This window comes from Enemella evansiae (assembly GCF_002250705.1).
Classification (GTDB): Bacteria; Actinomycetota; Actinomycetes; order Propionibacteriales; family Propionibacteriaceae; genus Enemella; species Enemella evansiae.
The window spans coordinates 128,887-145,031 of the sequence record NZ_NMVP01000035.1 but is presented as its reverse complement, the minus strand read 5'-3'; the positions used below and the strand labels follow the sequence as shown (position 1 = coordinate 145,031).

Sequence of the window (16,145 nt, the reverse complement as noted above, 5' to 3'; positions counted from 1 at the left end):
CCCCACGTTCATCGAGTAGGTCGCGCAGCGACCGTGTCGAGATGAACCCGGCACACCCCTGCGCCCTCACGTTCATCGAGTAGGTCGCGCAGCGACCGTGTCGAGATGAACCCGAAAAAATCTCCCCAAACCCCTTGAGTTATTCGAACACAATGACTAATGTGGGACTAGCAGTTGAAAGGAGGTGACCACAGATGACCACCGAACGAGCCCAAGTGCTCGCAGCGATCCGCGCCGAAAGCGAGACCATCGCCCAGGCCGAAGCCCGCCGGCTGGTTGCGATCGCCGCCGCCTGCGACACCTACTCCGGCCTCAACACCCACACCGACGAACTCACCGCCCGCGTCCTCCACGGTGAACAACTCGTGTTCCCCGGTGCCGACGGTACGCCCGGGATCACCGAGTTCTTTCACCTCGAGTTGGCGATGTCGCTGGGGTGTTCACCGGAGACCGCGCAGGTCTGGACCGCCGACGTGCTCAACCTGCGGCATCGGCATCCGATCCTGTGGCAGGCCACCCTCGACTGCGACATCCCCGTCTGGGTCGCCCGCGACATCACCCGCGCCGCCCTGCAGCTGAACTTCACCCAGGCCCGCGAGTTCGACTCCCTCTGGTCACTGCGCCTGGTCAACCTCACCCCCAAGCGTGCGGTCGCGACGACCGAGGCCCAGGTCGCGTTGATCCTCAACGACGACAAAGAAGCCGAACGGCAAGCCGCCAAGAAGCAACGCCGTGTCGAGTTCACCCCCAGCCGGACCATCGCCGGGATCACCGACCTCTACGCGAACCTCGACGCCGGCGACGCGCAGCAGCTCAACGGCACGCTGGACCGCCTCGCCGACGTGTTGAAGGCCGGTGGCTCGACGGCCTCCCGTGACGAGCTCCGCGCGGAAGCCCTGGGTCACCTCGCACATCCCGACCGGGCCCGGCAACTGCTCCAGCCCTCGCTGTTCGACGGCGCCACCGTCACGCCTACGGGTGAGGTGGTCAACAAGCACGGGGAGATCGTCACACCCACATCCGAACGCTGCCGGCACGGTGCCGAATTGATCCTTCACATGACCTCCCGCGACCTCGCGAATGGCCGCGGCGGCGAAGGCGAAGCCCTCGGACCGGTCACCCTCCAGCACTTGAAGGAGCTGCTCGCCCAGTGCGCTGGCACCGTGAAGGTGCGGCCGGTGATTGACCTGGCCGCACCGGTGATGGTCAACACCTACCGACCCAGTGACGAACTCGCCCAGCGGGTGAAGCTGCGCGACCGGTATGTGATGTTCCCCCGATCGAATCGCAGCGCGTTCGGCCGCGTGATCGACCTGGACCACACGATCCCCGCACCGGAGGGGCCGACCAGTTCGGACAACCTGGGGCCGTTGACCCGGGCCTCGCACCGCGCACGAACCCACGCCGGCTATCAGGTCGAGCAACCCTCCCCCGGGGTGTTCCACTGGAAAACACCCGCCGGGCAGGAGGCCTGGGTCAGCGCACATGGCACCTGGGACCATCCACCACCCGATCACCTGATCAACGACCCGGCGGCTTCGCTCTCCCGGACCGAAAAGCTTCTCTGGGAGACCCTGTGCAACGGCCAGGCCCAGTTGGAGAAGGAACAGGCCGAAGCCGAACAAGCAGCCGACGAAGCCCGCGAACGCGAGCGGCTCCGCCGCGCCCGCAAGAACCAACGGCTTCGCGACCTACGCCAGGCTGCCCGCGACCAGGCCAACGCGGCCAAGCAGAAGACGGCGAAGCAGAAGGCGAAGAAGTCGGCTCCGCCGGATACTCAGCCTGCCCTGCTATCCAACCAGGGAAGCGAATCCGTCGAACCCGCACCCTTCTGATTCGGTCGGGGCATCGTCCTTCGGTCCGAGCATGGTGTGCCATGCCCCAACCGAACTCCCATGCCCCGACCACAGGAGCGCGCAGTCAACACCCACGTTGGTTGAGCGAGGAGCGCAGCGACGAGTCGAAACCACCGTCACCCAGAGGCCGTGGCTTCGACTCGTCGTTCCTCCTCGCTCAGCCAACGTGGGAAGGCATCCCTCGCTCGCTCAGCGAGCATGGGATTCATCTCGACACGGTCGCTGCGCGACCTACTCGATGAACGTGAAGGACACGGTCGCTGCGCGACCTACTCGATGAACGTCACGCAGCCAACGGGGAGGAATCCATGCTCAAGCTCAGGATCACCGCTTCGCCGCTCTCCGGGTGAGGAGGATGAGTCCCCCGACGAGGGTCGTCGCGAGAACCAGGCACCCGATTCCCACGGGCAGCAGGAAACCCCAGCGCAGACCGATGTTGGCCGAGACCACCAGACCGGGGGAACCGTCCGCGTTCATGGCGACGGCCATCCACTCACCCAGCGACTTGTCCCATTCCAGCTCGACGACACCGGGAGCCACCACCTTCGAGGTGGCTGCCCAGAACGACTGAGCGGCCGGCGGGGACGCGGCCGCGCCACCCGGATGCCGCTGCCAGGTCACCCGGAGCGGGTCGGTGGTGAAGGTCGCCATCTCGTCGTAGGCGACGCCCCGCAGATATCGCTCGACGTCGGCGCGTCTTCCGATGCCGACGAACACCGGCCTGTTCGGATCGGCAGGTCGGACCTGGATCCTGACCCGGGACAGATCACCTGGATCGTTCTGCGGATCCGTCGGACGACGGCCCTCGACATCGATCTCGCGGGTGACCATGGCCGCCGAATCCGTGCTCAGCGACGCATCGGGGACCGCGAAATAGTCATTGCCCTGGATCGCGCCGACGACGGTGAATGGGAGGCCGATCAGGGTGAACAGGACGGCGCCGACCACCATCGCGCGGCGGAGCAGTCGGGGTCGGTGGGCGGTCCGGGTTGCGGAGGTCATCTGGCCCCGATCTTCGGAGATGGTCAGATACTGCTCGCAAGTCTTGCCCATCCGAGGTTCGTGCGGCGCTGGATGATCCACCGCACCGGGACGAGCCCGGGACCCACCCGACCCGACCCTACTCCGGATTCTCCAATTGCTCGGTCTCCACGACCTTGACCGGGCGTACCCTCGCCCAGAGCGCGAAGAGCACCGCGAAGGCGATCATCACGATGCCGGCCCACAGGTTGGCGTTCATCCCGTCGGTACGGGCGGATTCCTCGGCGTTGAAGGCGAACAGGCCGAGCAGCAGCACCACCACTCCGTAGATGCCGATCAGCAGGGCGATGAAGTTCCGGACGTCGAAAGCGCCGGCGGAATGGGCCCGGGTGCGATGTGTGTCACTCATTTCCAACCCCTCAGCGGAAGATCACATTGAGCGCGATGACCATCACCAGCGCGATACCGGCGACCACGGTCGGCTTCTGGTACCAGCGGTGCCGCGCGGCGTCGGCGTCCACCAGGTCGCTGCGCGGGGTCTCGGAATAGACCAGCCCGCGCAACTCGCTCGCCGGCTTGGGCGTCGTCACCAGCGAGACGATCACCATCAGCACGATGTCCACCACGAACGCCGCGCTCGCCGCCAGGAAGGCCGCGCCCTGGCCGGGCAGGTCGATCACCCCGGTCTCGCTCAGGATGAACACCGCGACCGCGGACAGCGTGCCGCCGACCAGGCCGACCCAGCCCGCCGTCGGCGTCGCCCGCTTCCAGAACATGCCGAGGATGAAGGTGGCGAACAGCGGCGCGTTGAAGAAGCCGAACAGCGTCTGCAGATAGTCCATCAGGTTGGAGAAGTTCGCCGCGATCAGCGCGGTGAAGATCGCGATCACACAGGCCGCGATGGTCGCGAGCCGGCCCACCTTCAGGTAGTAGTCGTCCGGCTTGTCCTTCTTCACGTACTGCTGCCACAGGTCGTAGGAAAAGACGGTGTTGAACGCCGACACGTTGGCCGCCATGCCGGCCATGAACGCCGCCAGCAGACCGGCGATCGCCACACCCAGCAGACCATTCGGCAGGGTCTCGCGCATCAACAGCAGCAGCGCGTCGTTGTAGGTCACCCCGGTGGCCGCCTGGGCCGCCGCCTCACCCTGCGGGTAGAGCCGTTTGAACTCGGCCAGCTGCGGCACCAGGACCGCGGCGATCATGCCGGGGATGATCACGATGAACGGGATGAACATCTTCGGGAAGGCGCCGATGATCGGCGTCAACCGGGCCGAGGTGATGTCCTTGGACGCCATCGCCCGCTGCACCTCGACGAAGTTGGTCGTCCAGTAACCGAAGGACAGCACGAAGCCCAGACCGAAGACGATGCCGACCACCGACAGCACCGGGTTGGTGAAACCGGAGAGCTGCTCGCCCGGCCAGGTGTGCAGCTGGGTCGCGCCGAGCCCGCCGTCATTGGCCACCGCCTGCTTGAAGCCGTTCCAACCACCGAGCCGGTGCAGACCGATCAACGTCAGCGGCAGCAGCGCCGCCACGATCACGAAGAACTGCAGCACCTCGTTGTAGATCGCCGCCGACAGACCACCCAGGGTGATGTAGGACAGCACGATCGCGGCGGCGACGATCAGCGCCAGCCAGAGCGGCCAGCCGAGCAACCGCTGCACGATGCTGCCGAGCAGGAACAGGTTCACCCCGGCGATCAGCACCTGGGCCACCGCGAAGGAGAGCGCGTTCACCAGGTGCGCGCCGGTACCGAACCGCCGGCGCATGAACTCGGGCACCGAGCGCACCTTGGAGCCGTAGTAGAAGGGCATCATCACCACGCCGAGGAACAGCATGGCCGGGATCGCGCCGACCCAGAAGTAGTGCATCGTCGGATAGCCGTATTGCGCACCGGTCGCCGACATGCCCATGATCTCGACCGCGCCCAGGTTGGCGGAGATGAACGCCAACCCGGTCACCCAGGCGGGCAGCGACCGCCCGGAGAGGAAGAACTCGATACTGCTGGAGACGCCCCGGCGGGCAAACCAGCCGACGCCGAGCACGAAGATGAAATAGACCAGGATCAACAGATAGTCGATCCATTGGGCGTCCAGGCGGACTGCGGGATCCATGAAACCTCCCCGGGGTGGCCCGGTGCGGGGTTGTACCGGGGTCCGGGACTTTACTCCTCAGCCCTTCCGCGCCGCCAGCGCCGCCCCCCTGGAGGATGCGCGACCCCGGGCTGCTACGACTGCACCGACCAGACGGCCCGGATCTCGGCGATCCGCTCGTCGAGCAGGGCGGCCATGTCGACGCTCGGATCGAGCAGCCACTGGGTCTGGTATCCGTCCATCAGCGCCGCGATCTCCCGGGCGATCCGCTCCACCGGCATGTCCGCCCGGGCCACCCCGGCCTGCTGGTCCGCCCGCATCGCCGAGCACAGTTGGCCGAAGGTTTGCTCGTAATGCTCCCGCAGCCAGGTGTTTCCGGGGTGGGTCCCCTCCGTCGCCTCACCGGCCACCGACGCGAACAACCGGACCATCTCCGGGCGCTGCGCATTGGCGCTGGCCAGGGAGACCACCGATTCCAGCGCCGCCCACGGCACCGCCTCGGTGGGCCGGAACATGATCCGGTCGAGCTCGTCGCGTTCGCGCAGCACGGCGGCGTACAGCTCCTCCTTGGCCGGGAAGTGGTGCACCAGCCCCGTCGCGGAGATGCCTGCCACCTTGGCGATCTGGGCCATCGAGGTGGCGCGGTAACCCTGCCGCCCGATCAGCTCGATGGCGGCCCGCACGATCCGCGCACGGACCTCGGCGGAGTCGCCACCGCGCGGGCGCCCCGGACCTCGCCGGGGCCCGGGGTCGGGCCCGGGGTCGGGCCCGGGATCGGGTTCGGGTTCGGGTACGCGATCAGGCTTCGGCACGCGGTCATCCTCCCACTCACCCGCCGGGTCAGGAGGAGACCGAGGCCGCCAGCGGCACCCGGCCGCGTACGTCGCCGAGCCCGCGGGCCACCAACAGTTCCCCACCGGGAGCAAGCTCGCTCCACCCACCGGCCTGTTCATCCCAGCTCCGCCACAGCCGCGGGTCGCAGACCACCTCGACCCGCGCCTGCTCACCGGCGGGGATCCGCGCCGCGGCGAAACCGACCAGCCGCACCGGTTCGGCCGGGTCGCTGGGCCGCAGATAGACCTGCACCACTTCCCGGGAGGCCCGATCGGCGGCATTGTGCACCTCGACGGAGACCACGTGGCGGCCGTCGGCGTCGGTGCCCAGTTCGGGCTCGCCGTAGGAGAAGTCCCCCCAGCCCAGCCCCTCACCGAACCAGTGCGCCGGCCGGGGTGCCAGACCGTAGGGCTGGTGGCCGCGGTGCCCGACGAAGGTGCCCTCGCGATAGACCAGCCGGCCGTTCTCGGGCACCACCTCCCAGGCCGGGGTCGCCCCGTCGGCCACCGGCCAGGTGGTGACCAGCCGGCCCGCCGGCTCCAGCTCGCCCAGCAGCACCCGGGCGATGGCCAGCCCACCCTCCTGGCCGGGCAGGCCGACGACCAGCACCGCGTCCACCTCGTCCTCCCACGGCATCAGGACCGGGGTCGAGGCGTTGACCACGACCACCGTCCGCGGTGCCACCGCGGCGACCTCGCGGACCAACCGGTCCTGCTCCCCCGGCAGCGCGAGGGTGTTCTTGTCGACGGCCTCGGTCTCCTGCTCCTCGGTGAGCCCCACCCCGACGATCGCGACATCGGCCGCCCGGGCCGCGGCGACCGCCTCGGCGATGACCTCCTCGACCGGGCGCGCGACCGGGCCGGCAACGATCCCCTTCGGCCCGGCACCGGAGGCGTTCAGCGCATCCAGCTCGGCGTTGTCGGCGCTCGACGCGGTGCCGGCACCGCCGGTGATGTCCACCCGGGCGACGATCTCGGTGCCCTCGGCGACCTGCATCGGCGTGCTCCGGCTCGGCGGTTTGAGCATCGCCTCACCCGGGTCGTGACCGCTGATGCTCAGGATCAGTTCGGACCGCTGATCGCCCACCAGCAGCTGCCAGGCCCCCGAGCCGAGTGCCCCGACCTCGAGCAGTCCGCCCCGGGTGAGGACGCCGCGCAGCTCGACCGCGGTGGCCGGCCGCGGCAGGTCGTCGTCGAAGCCCACGCTCACCGAGGCGACATCGCTGTGCACCTCGGCGAGCAGCTCCCCGGCCGCGTCGAAGTAGCGGGCCCGGACGCCTTCGCTTCCGGTCACCGGGTCGATCAGGGTCCCGGGACCAGCCGTCACCGCCCGGTCCCGCACCTCCACGCCGTCGACCACCACCAGCGATCCGAGCCGGTCGGACACACCGGTGAGTCCCTCGGCGATGGACCGCTGATAGGGGGCGTTCACCGTCGCCGATCCGCCTCCCATGCCGACGGTCTGCACGACCGGTCGACCGATCGCGGCAACCCGGGTGCCCGGTTCCAGCGGCAGCACCCCGTCGTTCTTGAGCAGCGTGAACCCGGCGGCGGCGAACCCGGTGAGCTGCGCCACCCGCTCGGGTGAATCCGGGGCGGGGATACCGTCCCGCCAGGTCCGCTCCCGACCCAGCAGCCCGGCCCGGTCGGCGTGCGCCAGCACCCGGCGTACCTTCTCATCGATCACCGACTCCGCCAGCCGGCCCTCGCGCACCGCGGCCACCAGCGCGTCCCCCCAGGGTCCGTGCGGGCCGGGCATCACCAGATCCAGCCCGCCGGCCGCGGACTCGACGGTGGTTCGGGTCGCGTACCAGTCGGAGACGACGACGCCATCCCAGTCCCAGTCGTCGCGGAGCACTCCCCGGAGCAGCTGCGCGTTCTCGGTGGCGGTGGTGCCGTTCACCTTGTTGTAGGAGGCCATCACCATCCACGGGTCCTCGGCGATCGCGATCTCGAACGGCAGCAGATAGACCTCTCGCAGGGTGCGCTCATCCAGCACCGAGTCGACAGTGTTGCGTTCGGTCTCCGCCTCGTTGGCGGCGAGGTGTTTCAGGCAGGCCCCGATCCCCTGCTGCTGGATGCCGCGGACATACCCGGCGGCGATCCGGCCGGTGAGCAGCGGGTCCTCGGAATACTGCTCGAACAACCGGCCACCGAGTGGGGTGCGGTGCAGATTGATGGTCGGCCCGAGGACGGTGGCGATCTGCTGGCGTTCCGCCTCGTCGGCGACCACCCGGCCTACCTCCTCGATCAGCTCCTCGTCCCAGGCCGAGGCCAGCACGGTGGCGCTGGGGAACAGCACCACCCGGTCCCCGCCGATGAACTTGAGGCCACGGACCCCGGTCGGGCCGTCGGAGATGTCCACCCGGGCCAGGTCGATGGCGGGTTCGGGGGCGAGCGAGAACGCCGCCGAGCCGGTGAGCAGGCGTACCTTCTGGTTCAGATCGAGACGGGCGATGAGTTCGTCGATGGTGGGCATCGGCATTCCTTCGGATCGTGGGTTCGGATCGTGGTGGTCAGCGGACGGACCGGATGAACATGGTGAGGATCGCGCCGAGTACGCCGACCGCGGCGGCGGTGATCAGCAGAGCGGTGAAGTCCGTACCGCCCCCGAGCCGCGACAGCAGGACGCCACCGACGGCGGGGGCGATCGACTGCGGGAGGGCGTTGGCCATGTTGAACACCCCCAGGTCCTTGCCGTTGTTCTCCCGGTCCGGCAGCACCTCGAAGACCAGCGCCAGGTCCACCGCGACATAGGAGCCGTAGGCGAACCCCATCACCGCCTCGACGACGTAGAACCCGGTCACCGAGTCAACATGCAGCAGCAGGTAGGTGCCGATGGCGAACAGCAGGATGGCGGCGGCGACGAGCACCTTGCGCCGGCCGGTGGCATCGGAGATCCAGCCGGCGAGCAGGCTGGCGACCATCGAGGCGACGGTGTAGATGGTGACCCCGAGCGCCACGGCGGCGGCCGCCCGGGACCGGTCCAGCCCCAGATGGTTGGTCATGTAGAACAACCGGAAGGTGACGAACAGGTAGGACGCCAGGATGATCATGAACCGCCCCCACCAGGCCAGGGCGAAGTCCGGGTGTCTGATCGGATTGGTCCAGAAGGTGCCGAGGAACTCCCGCAGGTTGAACGGGTGCCGGTTCTGCTTGAGCACCGGTTCGGGCAGGGTGAGGGCGTACGCCACGACCAGCACGAACCCGATGACGGCCGGCACCAGGAACAGCAGCAGCATGTTGGATTCGAACCACGAGCTCACCCAGGTCGCACCCATGATGCCGACGTTCTGCGCGATCCCGACGATGCCCGAGGTCTTGCCGTACTGCTGCTGCGGCAGCTGATCCGACAGCGAGGCGAGGAAGGCGGCGAACGCCACATTCGCGCACATCTGGGCCAGGAACCAGCCGACGGCCAGCATCAGCACATTGGTGCCGAGCGCGATCACCAGCATCGCGACCAGGAAGCCGACGAAGCCGATCACCAGCCAGGGTCGCCGCCGGCCGAAGCGAGAGGTGGTGCGATCGGAGATCCGCCCGCCGACCGCGTTGAAGATCACCGCGGCGAGCGCCCCGGGTGCCAGCGCCGTACCGGTCCAGGCGGCCTGCTGCGCCGGATCGGAGGTGAGCGTGGTCACCTTGAGCGCGATCGACACGGTGGCCGGCCCGAGCAGCGCCAGGAAGATCCCGAACTGGGCCAGGAAGACCCCGCCGATGAACCACGCCGGGCGGCGCTCCTGCGGCCGCTGCCCCAGGTAGGGGACGCTCAATCGCGGCCCGATCAGATTCGGGCTGCCGGTCGCGGAGATGGTGGGGTCCCCCGGCTCGGGGACGGATGAACGCTGCGCTGCACTCATGGGGCTCCTCGGTACTGAGGTGACACGGGTCGACCGCGCCTCCGCAATTATTAGTGGACGTCCACTAATTTGTCGAGGGGTCTTGCCGATTCAGCCCTTCCGCGCCGCCAGCACCGCCTGATAAAGGGCATTGCGGGCCACCTGGGCACGCTCCGCGACCTCGGCGACGGCGGCCTTCATCCGCTGCCCCTCGGCCATCAGCCGCTCCACCTCGGCGACCGCCGCGGCCGGATCGGCGTCGGCGGCCGGCGCCCCGGCCACCACCACGGTGATCTCCCCGCGGGCATGCTCGGCGGCCCAGTCGGCCAACTCGGCGAGCCCGCCGCGGCGTACCTCCTCATAGGTCTTGGTCAGCTCCCGGCAGACCGCCGCCGACCGCTCGGCACCGAGCACCTCGGCGGCATCGCGGAGGAAATCGGCCAGCCGGTGCGGCGCCTCGAAGAAGACCATCGTCCGTTCCTCGGTCGCCAACCGGGCCAGCCGCCGGCTCCGCTCCCCCGCCTTGCGCGGCAGGAAACCCTCGAAGGTGAACCGGTCCACCGGCAACCCGGAGACGGCCAGTGCGGTGAGCACCGCCGACGGCCCCGGCACCGCGGTCACCGGCAACTCGGCCGCGACCGCGGCGGCGACCAGCCGGTATCCCGGATCGGAGACCGAGGGCATCCCGGCATCGGTGACCAGCACGACCGTACGCCCGGCGCGCAGCTCCTCGAGCAGCTCGGGGGTGCGTGCCGCCTCATTGCCCTCGAAGTAGGAGATCACCCGCGCAGCGGTGGAGATCCCGAGCCGCTGCAGCAGACCCTGCAGCCGCCGGGTGTCCTCGGCAGCGATCACCTCGGCCTCGGCGAGCGTCCGCAGCAACCGCGGGGAGGCGTCCTCGGCGCTGCCGATCGGCGTACCGGCGAGCACCAGCACCCTGCACCTCCCGAACTCCTGCGAAGACCTGCGGACAACGAACCCGGCCAGCATAGGATGACCGGCGTGACTCAGGAACTCGCGGACGATACGCCCACCCGCCGCTGGTACGACGAGCCGCATCCGGTGACCGGAGCGCAGCAGATCAGCACCCCGGTCTCGACCATCGATCGGCTCCGCAACGCGATGCCGAACGACTGGGGAACCGCGTGGCTGGTGGCCCTGGGGATCACCCTGTTCGCGTTCATCATCCGCCTGATCAACCTGTCCCGGCCCGAGGGCATGGTCTTCGACGAGGTCTACTACGCCAAGGACGCGTACGCCCTGCTGACCACCGGTTTCGAGCACGACTGGGCCGAGGGCGCCGACCAGCAGGTGATCCGCGGCGACTTCTCCGGAATGAAGGAGTCCGGGTCGTTCATCGTGCACCCGCCGCTCGGCAAATGGCTGATCGCGATCGGCATCAAACTGTTCGGCTTCAACGCCTTCGGCTTCCGGATCTCCTCGGTGATCATCGGGTGCGCGCTGATCGCGGTGGTGTTCTTCCTCACCCGGCGGCTCGCCCGCTCCACCCTGATCGGCGGCGTCGCCGCACTGCTGCTCAGCCTGGACGGGCTGCACTTCACCATGTCGCGGATCGCGCTGCTGGACATCTTCCAGGCGTTCTTCTGCGTGCTCGGGGTGGCGGTGCTGGTCCGGGACCGGGACTGGTACCGGGACAAGCTCGCCGACCATCTGGAAGCCAACAAGCTCACCGACCTCGGCGGCAGATTCGGCCCCGTGTTCCTCTGGCGGCCCTGGCGGCTGGTCGCCGGCATCGTCTTCGGGATGGCCTGCGCCACCAAGTGGAACTCCATCTATGTGCTGGCGTTCTTCTCGGTGCTCTCGGTGTTCTGGGACATCGGCGCCCGCCGGTTGGCCGGCGCCGGACCGCAGGCCTGGAAGGGACTGTTCACCGACGCCCCGATCGCGTTCGTCTACCAGGTCGGGGTGGCCGGGGTGGTCTATCTGGCCAGCTGGACCGGCTGGCTGACCACCTCGGGGGGTTACGACCGCGACTGGGGTGCGCAGCACCCCGAGGCCCGGTCGGTGAAGATCCTCGGCTCCGCGCTGGCCTCGCTGTGGACCTATCACAAGGAGATCTTCGAGTTCCACACCGGCGACGGGATCAAACAGGCGACCCACCCCTACTCCGCCCCGCCCGCCGGCTGGCTGTTCGTCGCCCGACCGATCGGCATCGACGCGGTCAACGACATCAAACCCGGCCAGCAGGGTTGCCCGCAGGGCACCGAGACCTGTCTGCGGGTGATCAGCGGTATCGGCACACCGATCCTGTGGTGGGTCGGCATCTTCGCGCTGCTCGCGGCACTGGTGCTGTGGGTGCTCGGTCGGGACTGGCGCTTCGGCGTACCCGTCGTCGGTGTGGCCAGCACCTGGCTGACCTGGTTCCCGAACTCCGACCGGCCGCTGTTCTTCTTCTACGCGATCGTCATCATCCCCTTCACCTGCATCGCGGTCGCGCTGGTGATCGGCAGACTCATCGGCCCCGCCGACGGTGGTGAACGCCGAAGAATCGGGGCCATCATCGCCGGGGTGTTCGTGGCCCTGGTCGCGCTCAACTTCGCCTTCTTCTATCCGATCCTCACCGACGGCCTGCTCACCCAGTCGCAGTGGCAGCTGCGGATGTGGTTCCAATCCTGGATTTAAGCCGGTTGGGGCGGGGCCGGTACGCTGTCGGGGTTTGTATGCCTGAGGCGATGGAGGACATGTGAGGTTCCGGCGGTTCCTGGCCGTGCCCGTGGTGGCCGGCCTGCTGCTCACCGGCTGCACCAAACCCGAGGACAAGGGCGAGAGCAACACCGTTCCGCTCCCGGCCAGTGACGTGAACACCCGCGATCGGGGTGAGCTGCAGCCCGGTGGCGAGGTACGCCTGGCGACCGAGTCGTTCGGCGCGTTCAACCCGATGTCCGCCGACTCGAACGACAGCCTGGACTCCTTCCGCCGGGCGGTCCTGCCGAGCTTCTTCCGCTACGACGACCGCGGCGTGGCCACCCCGAACACCGCCTACCTGGAGTCGGCCACCGAGACCTCGACCAACCCGACCGTGGTCACCCTGAAGTTCAACCCGCGCGCCGCCTGGGGCGACGGCCAGCCGATCTCGGCCAACGACATGATCGCCACCTGGCAGGCCTGCAACGGCCGGACCAGCGGGTTCCGCTGCGGCTCCGACCTGCGCTTCAACCAGATCTCCGAGGTCAAGGCCGGCGCCAGCCAGCAGGAGGTGCAGCTCACCTTCAACCGGGCCTACCCCGATTGGCGCGCGGTCTTCGACAAGGTGAGCGTGCTGCGCGCCGAGTCGGTACGCGACCCCAACACGTTCAACAACTGGACCGGTTTCCGCAAGGAGTGGACCTCCGGGCCCTTCCAGGTCGACCAGTACGACCAGGCCAACCGGGTGCTGATCACCAGCCCCAGTTCGCTGTGGTGGGGCGAGAAGCCGCTGCTCGACCGGCTCACCATCAAGGAGGTGCCGCGCGAGAACCAGGCCCGCGCGTACACCAACCAGGAGATCGACGTGCTCGACCTGGGCACCTCCCGCGAGCTCTACCAGGCCGCCCGGACCGTGCCGGACCATCAGGTGCGCCGGGCCGGTTCGACGAACTGGCGCCAGCTGGTGCTGAACACCGGCAGCGCCGGCCCGGTCAACGAACCCGAGGTGCGCCGGGCGATCCAGCTCACCCTGAACCGCTCCCAGATCGGCAGCCAGGCGTACCCGGATCTGGACTTCAACGCCGCCCCGCTGAACAACCGGATCTTCCTGACCGGTCAGGAGGGGTACGCCGACAACGTCGAGCGGCTGGAGCTGGCCCGCAACCTGGACACCGCCCGCAAGACCCTCGACGATGCCGGCTGGTCGCAGTCCAACGGCACCCGCAGCAAGGATGGCCGGCCGCTGCAGGTGAAGCTGGTCAAGATCCGCGGCGTCGCCGCGTCCGAGGCCGAGGCGACCGCGATCGCCGACCAGCTCAAGCAGGTCGGTTTCGACGTGCAGGTCAGCGAGATCGGGCTGACCGAGTTCGACAACGGCTCGGTACTCTCCGGCGGTCAGTTCGACCTGATCACCATGGGCGGGCAGGGCAGCCGCAACCCGATCGCCGGACTCAGCGATCGCTTCGGCTCCGGCGCCGAGCAGAACTACTCCCGGCTGGAGAACCCGGAGATCGACCAGCTGCTCGAGCAGATCACCAATGAGCCCGCACTGCCCCGCCGCCAGGAGCTGGCGAACCAGCTGGACAGCAAGCTGTGGGAGACGCTGCCGACCATTCCGCTCTATCAGCAGCCGCAGCTCGTCGGCACCTCGATCCGGCTGGCCAACCTGGGCGCCCAGGGCCTGTCCACCGTCGCCTGGGAGAACGTCGGCTACCTGAAGTGAGCCCTATCGGCGCCGCGGGAACGGGGACACCGGGCTGATCTTCAGCCCGTGTCGGGCCCGGCTCCAGCCGGCGCCGAGCAGGCTCAGCGGCCGCGGGACCCGGATCGGGGCCCAGGGCAGTTCCGCCCGGCCGGTACCACCGCCGGTCAGCACCGCCGCCAACTGCAGCGCCGCCGCGGTGCCCAGCGTCAGCTCCCAGGCATCGAATCCGCAGGCCACCAGCCGCCGTTCGGCGGCCCGGCCGGCGAAACCGACGAACGGGGCGGCGTCCAGGCTGGCGGTGGCGCGGGCCCGCCAGGCGTCGGTGACCCGGGCATCGGGGAACCAGCTCGCCGCGCGGGCCCGGCCGTCGTCGCGGCGACTGCCCAGCAGCAGCCGGTCCTCGGCGGTCCGGATCCAGAGCCGGCCGCCGTCGTCCAGATCGGTACCACTGCGGCCCGGGAAGGCCGCCGGATCCTCGCTGGTCAGCTCCAGCCAGCTCCACTCGCTGCTGCGCAACCGCGGCCCGAGCAGCACCCGGTCGAAGGCCGGCTCGGGGGTGGTGCTCACCAGCCAGCCGCCAGCACCGCCCCGCGGCCGGTCCTCGACGACCCCACCCGCCTCGGTGAAGGTCTCCAGCAGACCGTCGCGGTAGGCGGCCGGATCCAGCACCGGCTGGTCACCGGTGACCAGCATCGGCCGGGCCGAGAACGGCAGCCCGGTCTCGTCGGTGAACTCCGCCGGCACGCCGGCGCGCCGCATCGCGTGCACCTCGTGCCGCAGCCAGAACGCCTCCTTGCCGTCGGCGGTGAGCGTGGCCTGATCGGCGAACCGCACCGGCACCCCGGCATCGGCCGCGGCGGCGAGCACGAACCGCTGACCGCGGCGTACCTGGTCGGCGTACGCCTGCAGCCCGCCGGCACCATGCCAGCGCAGCACGTGGTGGTACTGCAGCTCCTGCTGCAACCCGGCCGGCGCACCCATCAACCCGGTCCGCTGCCCCGGTCGCAGCTGCGGGTCGACGACCTCGGTCCGCAGCCCGGCCCGCGCGGCCAGCAACCCCACGGTGAGTCCGGTGATCCCTGCCCCGATGACGGTCACCCGCTCCGACACCCTGATCTCCGTTCGTCCGCCCCGAGTCTCGTCGAGTCGATCCGCCGACCCGCTGCCGGGGATCAGCCTATTGCTCGCCCGCGGAGCGCGGGGCGCCCCACCGGGGTTCCGCGAGCGCGAACTCGATCAGCGCCCGCACCCGCGCGTTCACCGGGACCTCCGCGGGCCAGATGATCTCGACGGCGACCGGTGCGACCGCCGGCTCGATCTCCTTCAGCACCAGCGGATAGCCCTCGTAGCTCGCCGGGTTGTGCGGCCGTTGCACCAGCACCCCGTAACCGAGTCCGCGGGCGACCAGGGTGCGGACCACCTCATAGCTGGCGACCCGGTGCCGGATCCTGGGCCGCAGGCCGCGGTCGTGGAACAGCGACAGCGTGTGCTGGCTCGACGGTGGCGAGTCCAGCAGGATCATGTCGCGCTCGACCAGATCCTCCAGCCGGACCGCCGGCCGGTCGGCGAACGGGTCGTCGGCGGCGAGCACCACGTGCGCCGGCTGCGCGAACAGCCGCGCGTGGTTCGGCGCACCGGGGATCAGGGTCTCGTAGACGAACGCCAGGTCGATCTCGCCGGATTCCAACCGACCGGCCAACCGGTCCTGGGTCGTCTCGACGATCTCCAGGCCGACCCGGGGGTGCCGTTCCCCGAACTCGGCGAGCAGCACCGGCAGGATCAGCGGCGCCAGCGTCGGATAGCAACCGATCGTGATCGGGCCGACCAGCTCGCCGTCGGAGGTCTTCAGCTCGCGTTCCAGATCGTTCGCCTCGGCGAGCAGGGCCTGCGCCCGCGCGGCCACCTGCCGGCCGGCGGCGGTGAGCACCAGGCCCTGTGCCCTGCGACGGATGCACAACTGCGACTGGAGCTGCTGTTCGAGCGCGGTGATCGCGTCCGAGATCGCCGAGGAGGAGACGTGCAGTTCCGCGGCCGCTGCCGAGATCGTGCCCAGCCGGGCCGCGGTGAGCAGATAGGACAGCTGTCGGAGGCTGAAGTTGGGGGCCTGCTGGGTCTGCATATCCGCCTTTTCCGAATTGGAAGTGCGACTGATTCCGCTTGTGCTTCATTTCCAGTGTGCCCAGACTTGG

At 69.2% G+C, this 16,145-nt stretch carries 12 protein-coding genes; 3 read left to right on the top strand and 9 right to left on the bottom strand.

Annotated elements, in window-relative coordinates; all coding sequences use genetic code 11:
- The first annotated feature begins 194 nt into the window (after positions 1-194).
- Positions 195-1,835, top strand: a complete 1,641-nt coding sequence (locus BI335_RS17565) for a hypothetical protein (protein ID WP_094432559.1) — start codon at positions 195-197, stop codon at positions 1,833-1,835.
- A gap of 345 nt (positions 1,836-2,180) precedes the next feature.
- On the opposite strand, the gene BI335_RS17560 is transcribed toward BI335_RS17565, so the two are convergent.
- The 7 genes from BI335_RS17560 to rsmI all read right to left on the bottom strand — a co-directional run bounded on the left by BI335_RS17560 (position 2,181) and on the right by rsmI (position 10,595).
- Positions 2,181-2,858 (bottom strand): hypothetical protein, encoded by a 678-nt coding sequence (locus tag BI335_RS17560; protein ID WP_133626487.1) that lies wholly within the window; start codon positions 2,856-2,858, stop codon positions 2,181-2,183.
- 118 nt (positions 2,859-2,976) lie between these two features.
- Positions 2,977-3,246 (bottom strand): hypothetical protein, encoded by a 270-nt coding sequence (locus BI335_RS17555; protein ID WP_094432554.1) that lies wholly within the window; start codon positions 3,244-3,246, stop codon positions 2,977-2,979.
- A gap of 10 nt (positions 3,247-3,256) precedes the next feature.
- The gene (locus BI335_RS17550) at positions 3,257-4,954 is read right to left on the bottom strand and encodes a sodium:solute symporter family protein (protein ID WP_094355965.1); all 1,698 of its coding nucleotides are present in this window, start codon (positions 4,952-4,954) and stop codon (positions 3,257-3,259) included.
- A 113-nt stretch (positions 4,955-5,067) separates the two neighbouring features.
- The gene (locus tag BI335_RS17545; RefSeq protein ID WP_094432552.1) at positions 5,068-5,745 is read right to left on the bottom strand and encodes a TetR/AcrR family transcriptional regulator; all 678 of its coding nucleotides are present in this window, start codon (positions 5,743-5,745) and stop codon (positions 5,068-5,070) included.
- Positions 5,746-5,773: 28 nt separating this feature from the next.
- On the bottom strand, positions 5,774-8,245 hold the full coding sequence (locus BI335_RS17540) for a beta-glucosidase family protein (RefSeq protein WP_208109371.1): 2,472 nt from the start codon (positions 8,243-8,245) through the stop codon (positions 5,774-5,776).
- Between the two features lie 37 nt (positions 8,246-8,282).
- Positions 8,283-9,626: an MFS transporter gene (locus tag BI335_RS17535; protein WP_094355962.1), complete on the bottom strand. Its 1,344-nt coding sequence runs from the start codon at positions 9,624-9,626 to the stop codon at positions 8,283-8,285.
- Positions 9,627-9,716: 90 nt separating this feature from the next.
- The gene (rsmI, locus tag BI335_RS17530; RefSeq protein ID WP_094432548.1) at positions 9,717-10,595 is read right to left on the bottom strand and encodes a 16S rRNA (cytidine(1402)-2'-O)-methyltransferase; all 879 of its coding nucleotides are present in this window, start codon (positions 10,593-10,595) and stop codon (positions 9,717-9,719) included.
- Positions 10,596-10,727: 132 nt separating this feature from the next.
- Between rsmI and BI335_RS17525 the strand changes: the two genes are divergently transcribed.
- Positions 10,728-12,248, top strand: coding sequence for a dolichyl-phosphate-mannose--protein mannosyltransferase (locus BI335_RS17525; protein WP_229119682.1), 1,521 nt, complete (start codon positions 10,728-10,730; stop codon positions 12,246-12,248).
- A 61-nt stretch (positions 12,249-12,309) separates the two neighbouring features.
- Positions 12,310-13,974, top strand: coding sequence for an ABC transporter family substrate-binding protein (locus BI335_RS17520; protein WP_094427487.1), 1,665 nt, complete (start codon positions 12,310-12,312; stop codon positions 13,972-13,974).
- Between the two features lie 3 nt (positions 13,975-13,977).
- Here BI335_RS17520 and BI335_RS17515 read toward each other — a convergent pair whose 3' ends face one another.
- Together BI335_RS17515 and BI335_RS17510 are read right to left on the bottom strand one after the other, a co-directional pair.
- Entirely contained in the window at positions 13,978-15,066 is a 1,089-nt protein-coding gene (locus tag BI335_RS17515; RefSeq protein WP_094432545.1) for an FAD-dependent oxidoreductase, read from the bottom strand.
- A gap of 67 nt (positions 15,067-15,133) precedes the next feature.
- Positions 15,134-16,075 (bottom strand): LysR family transcriptional regulator, encoded by a 942-nt coding sequence (locus BI335_RS17510; RefSeq protein ID WP_094427484.1) that lies wholly within the window; start codon positions 16,073-16,075, stop codon positions 15,134-15,136.
- Between the last annotated feature and the right edge of the window lie 70 nt (positions 16,076-16,145).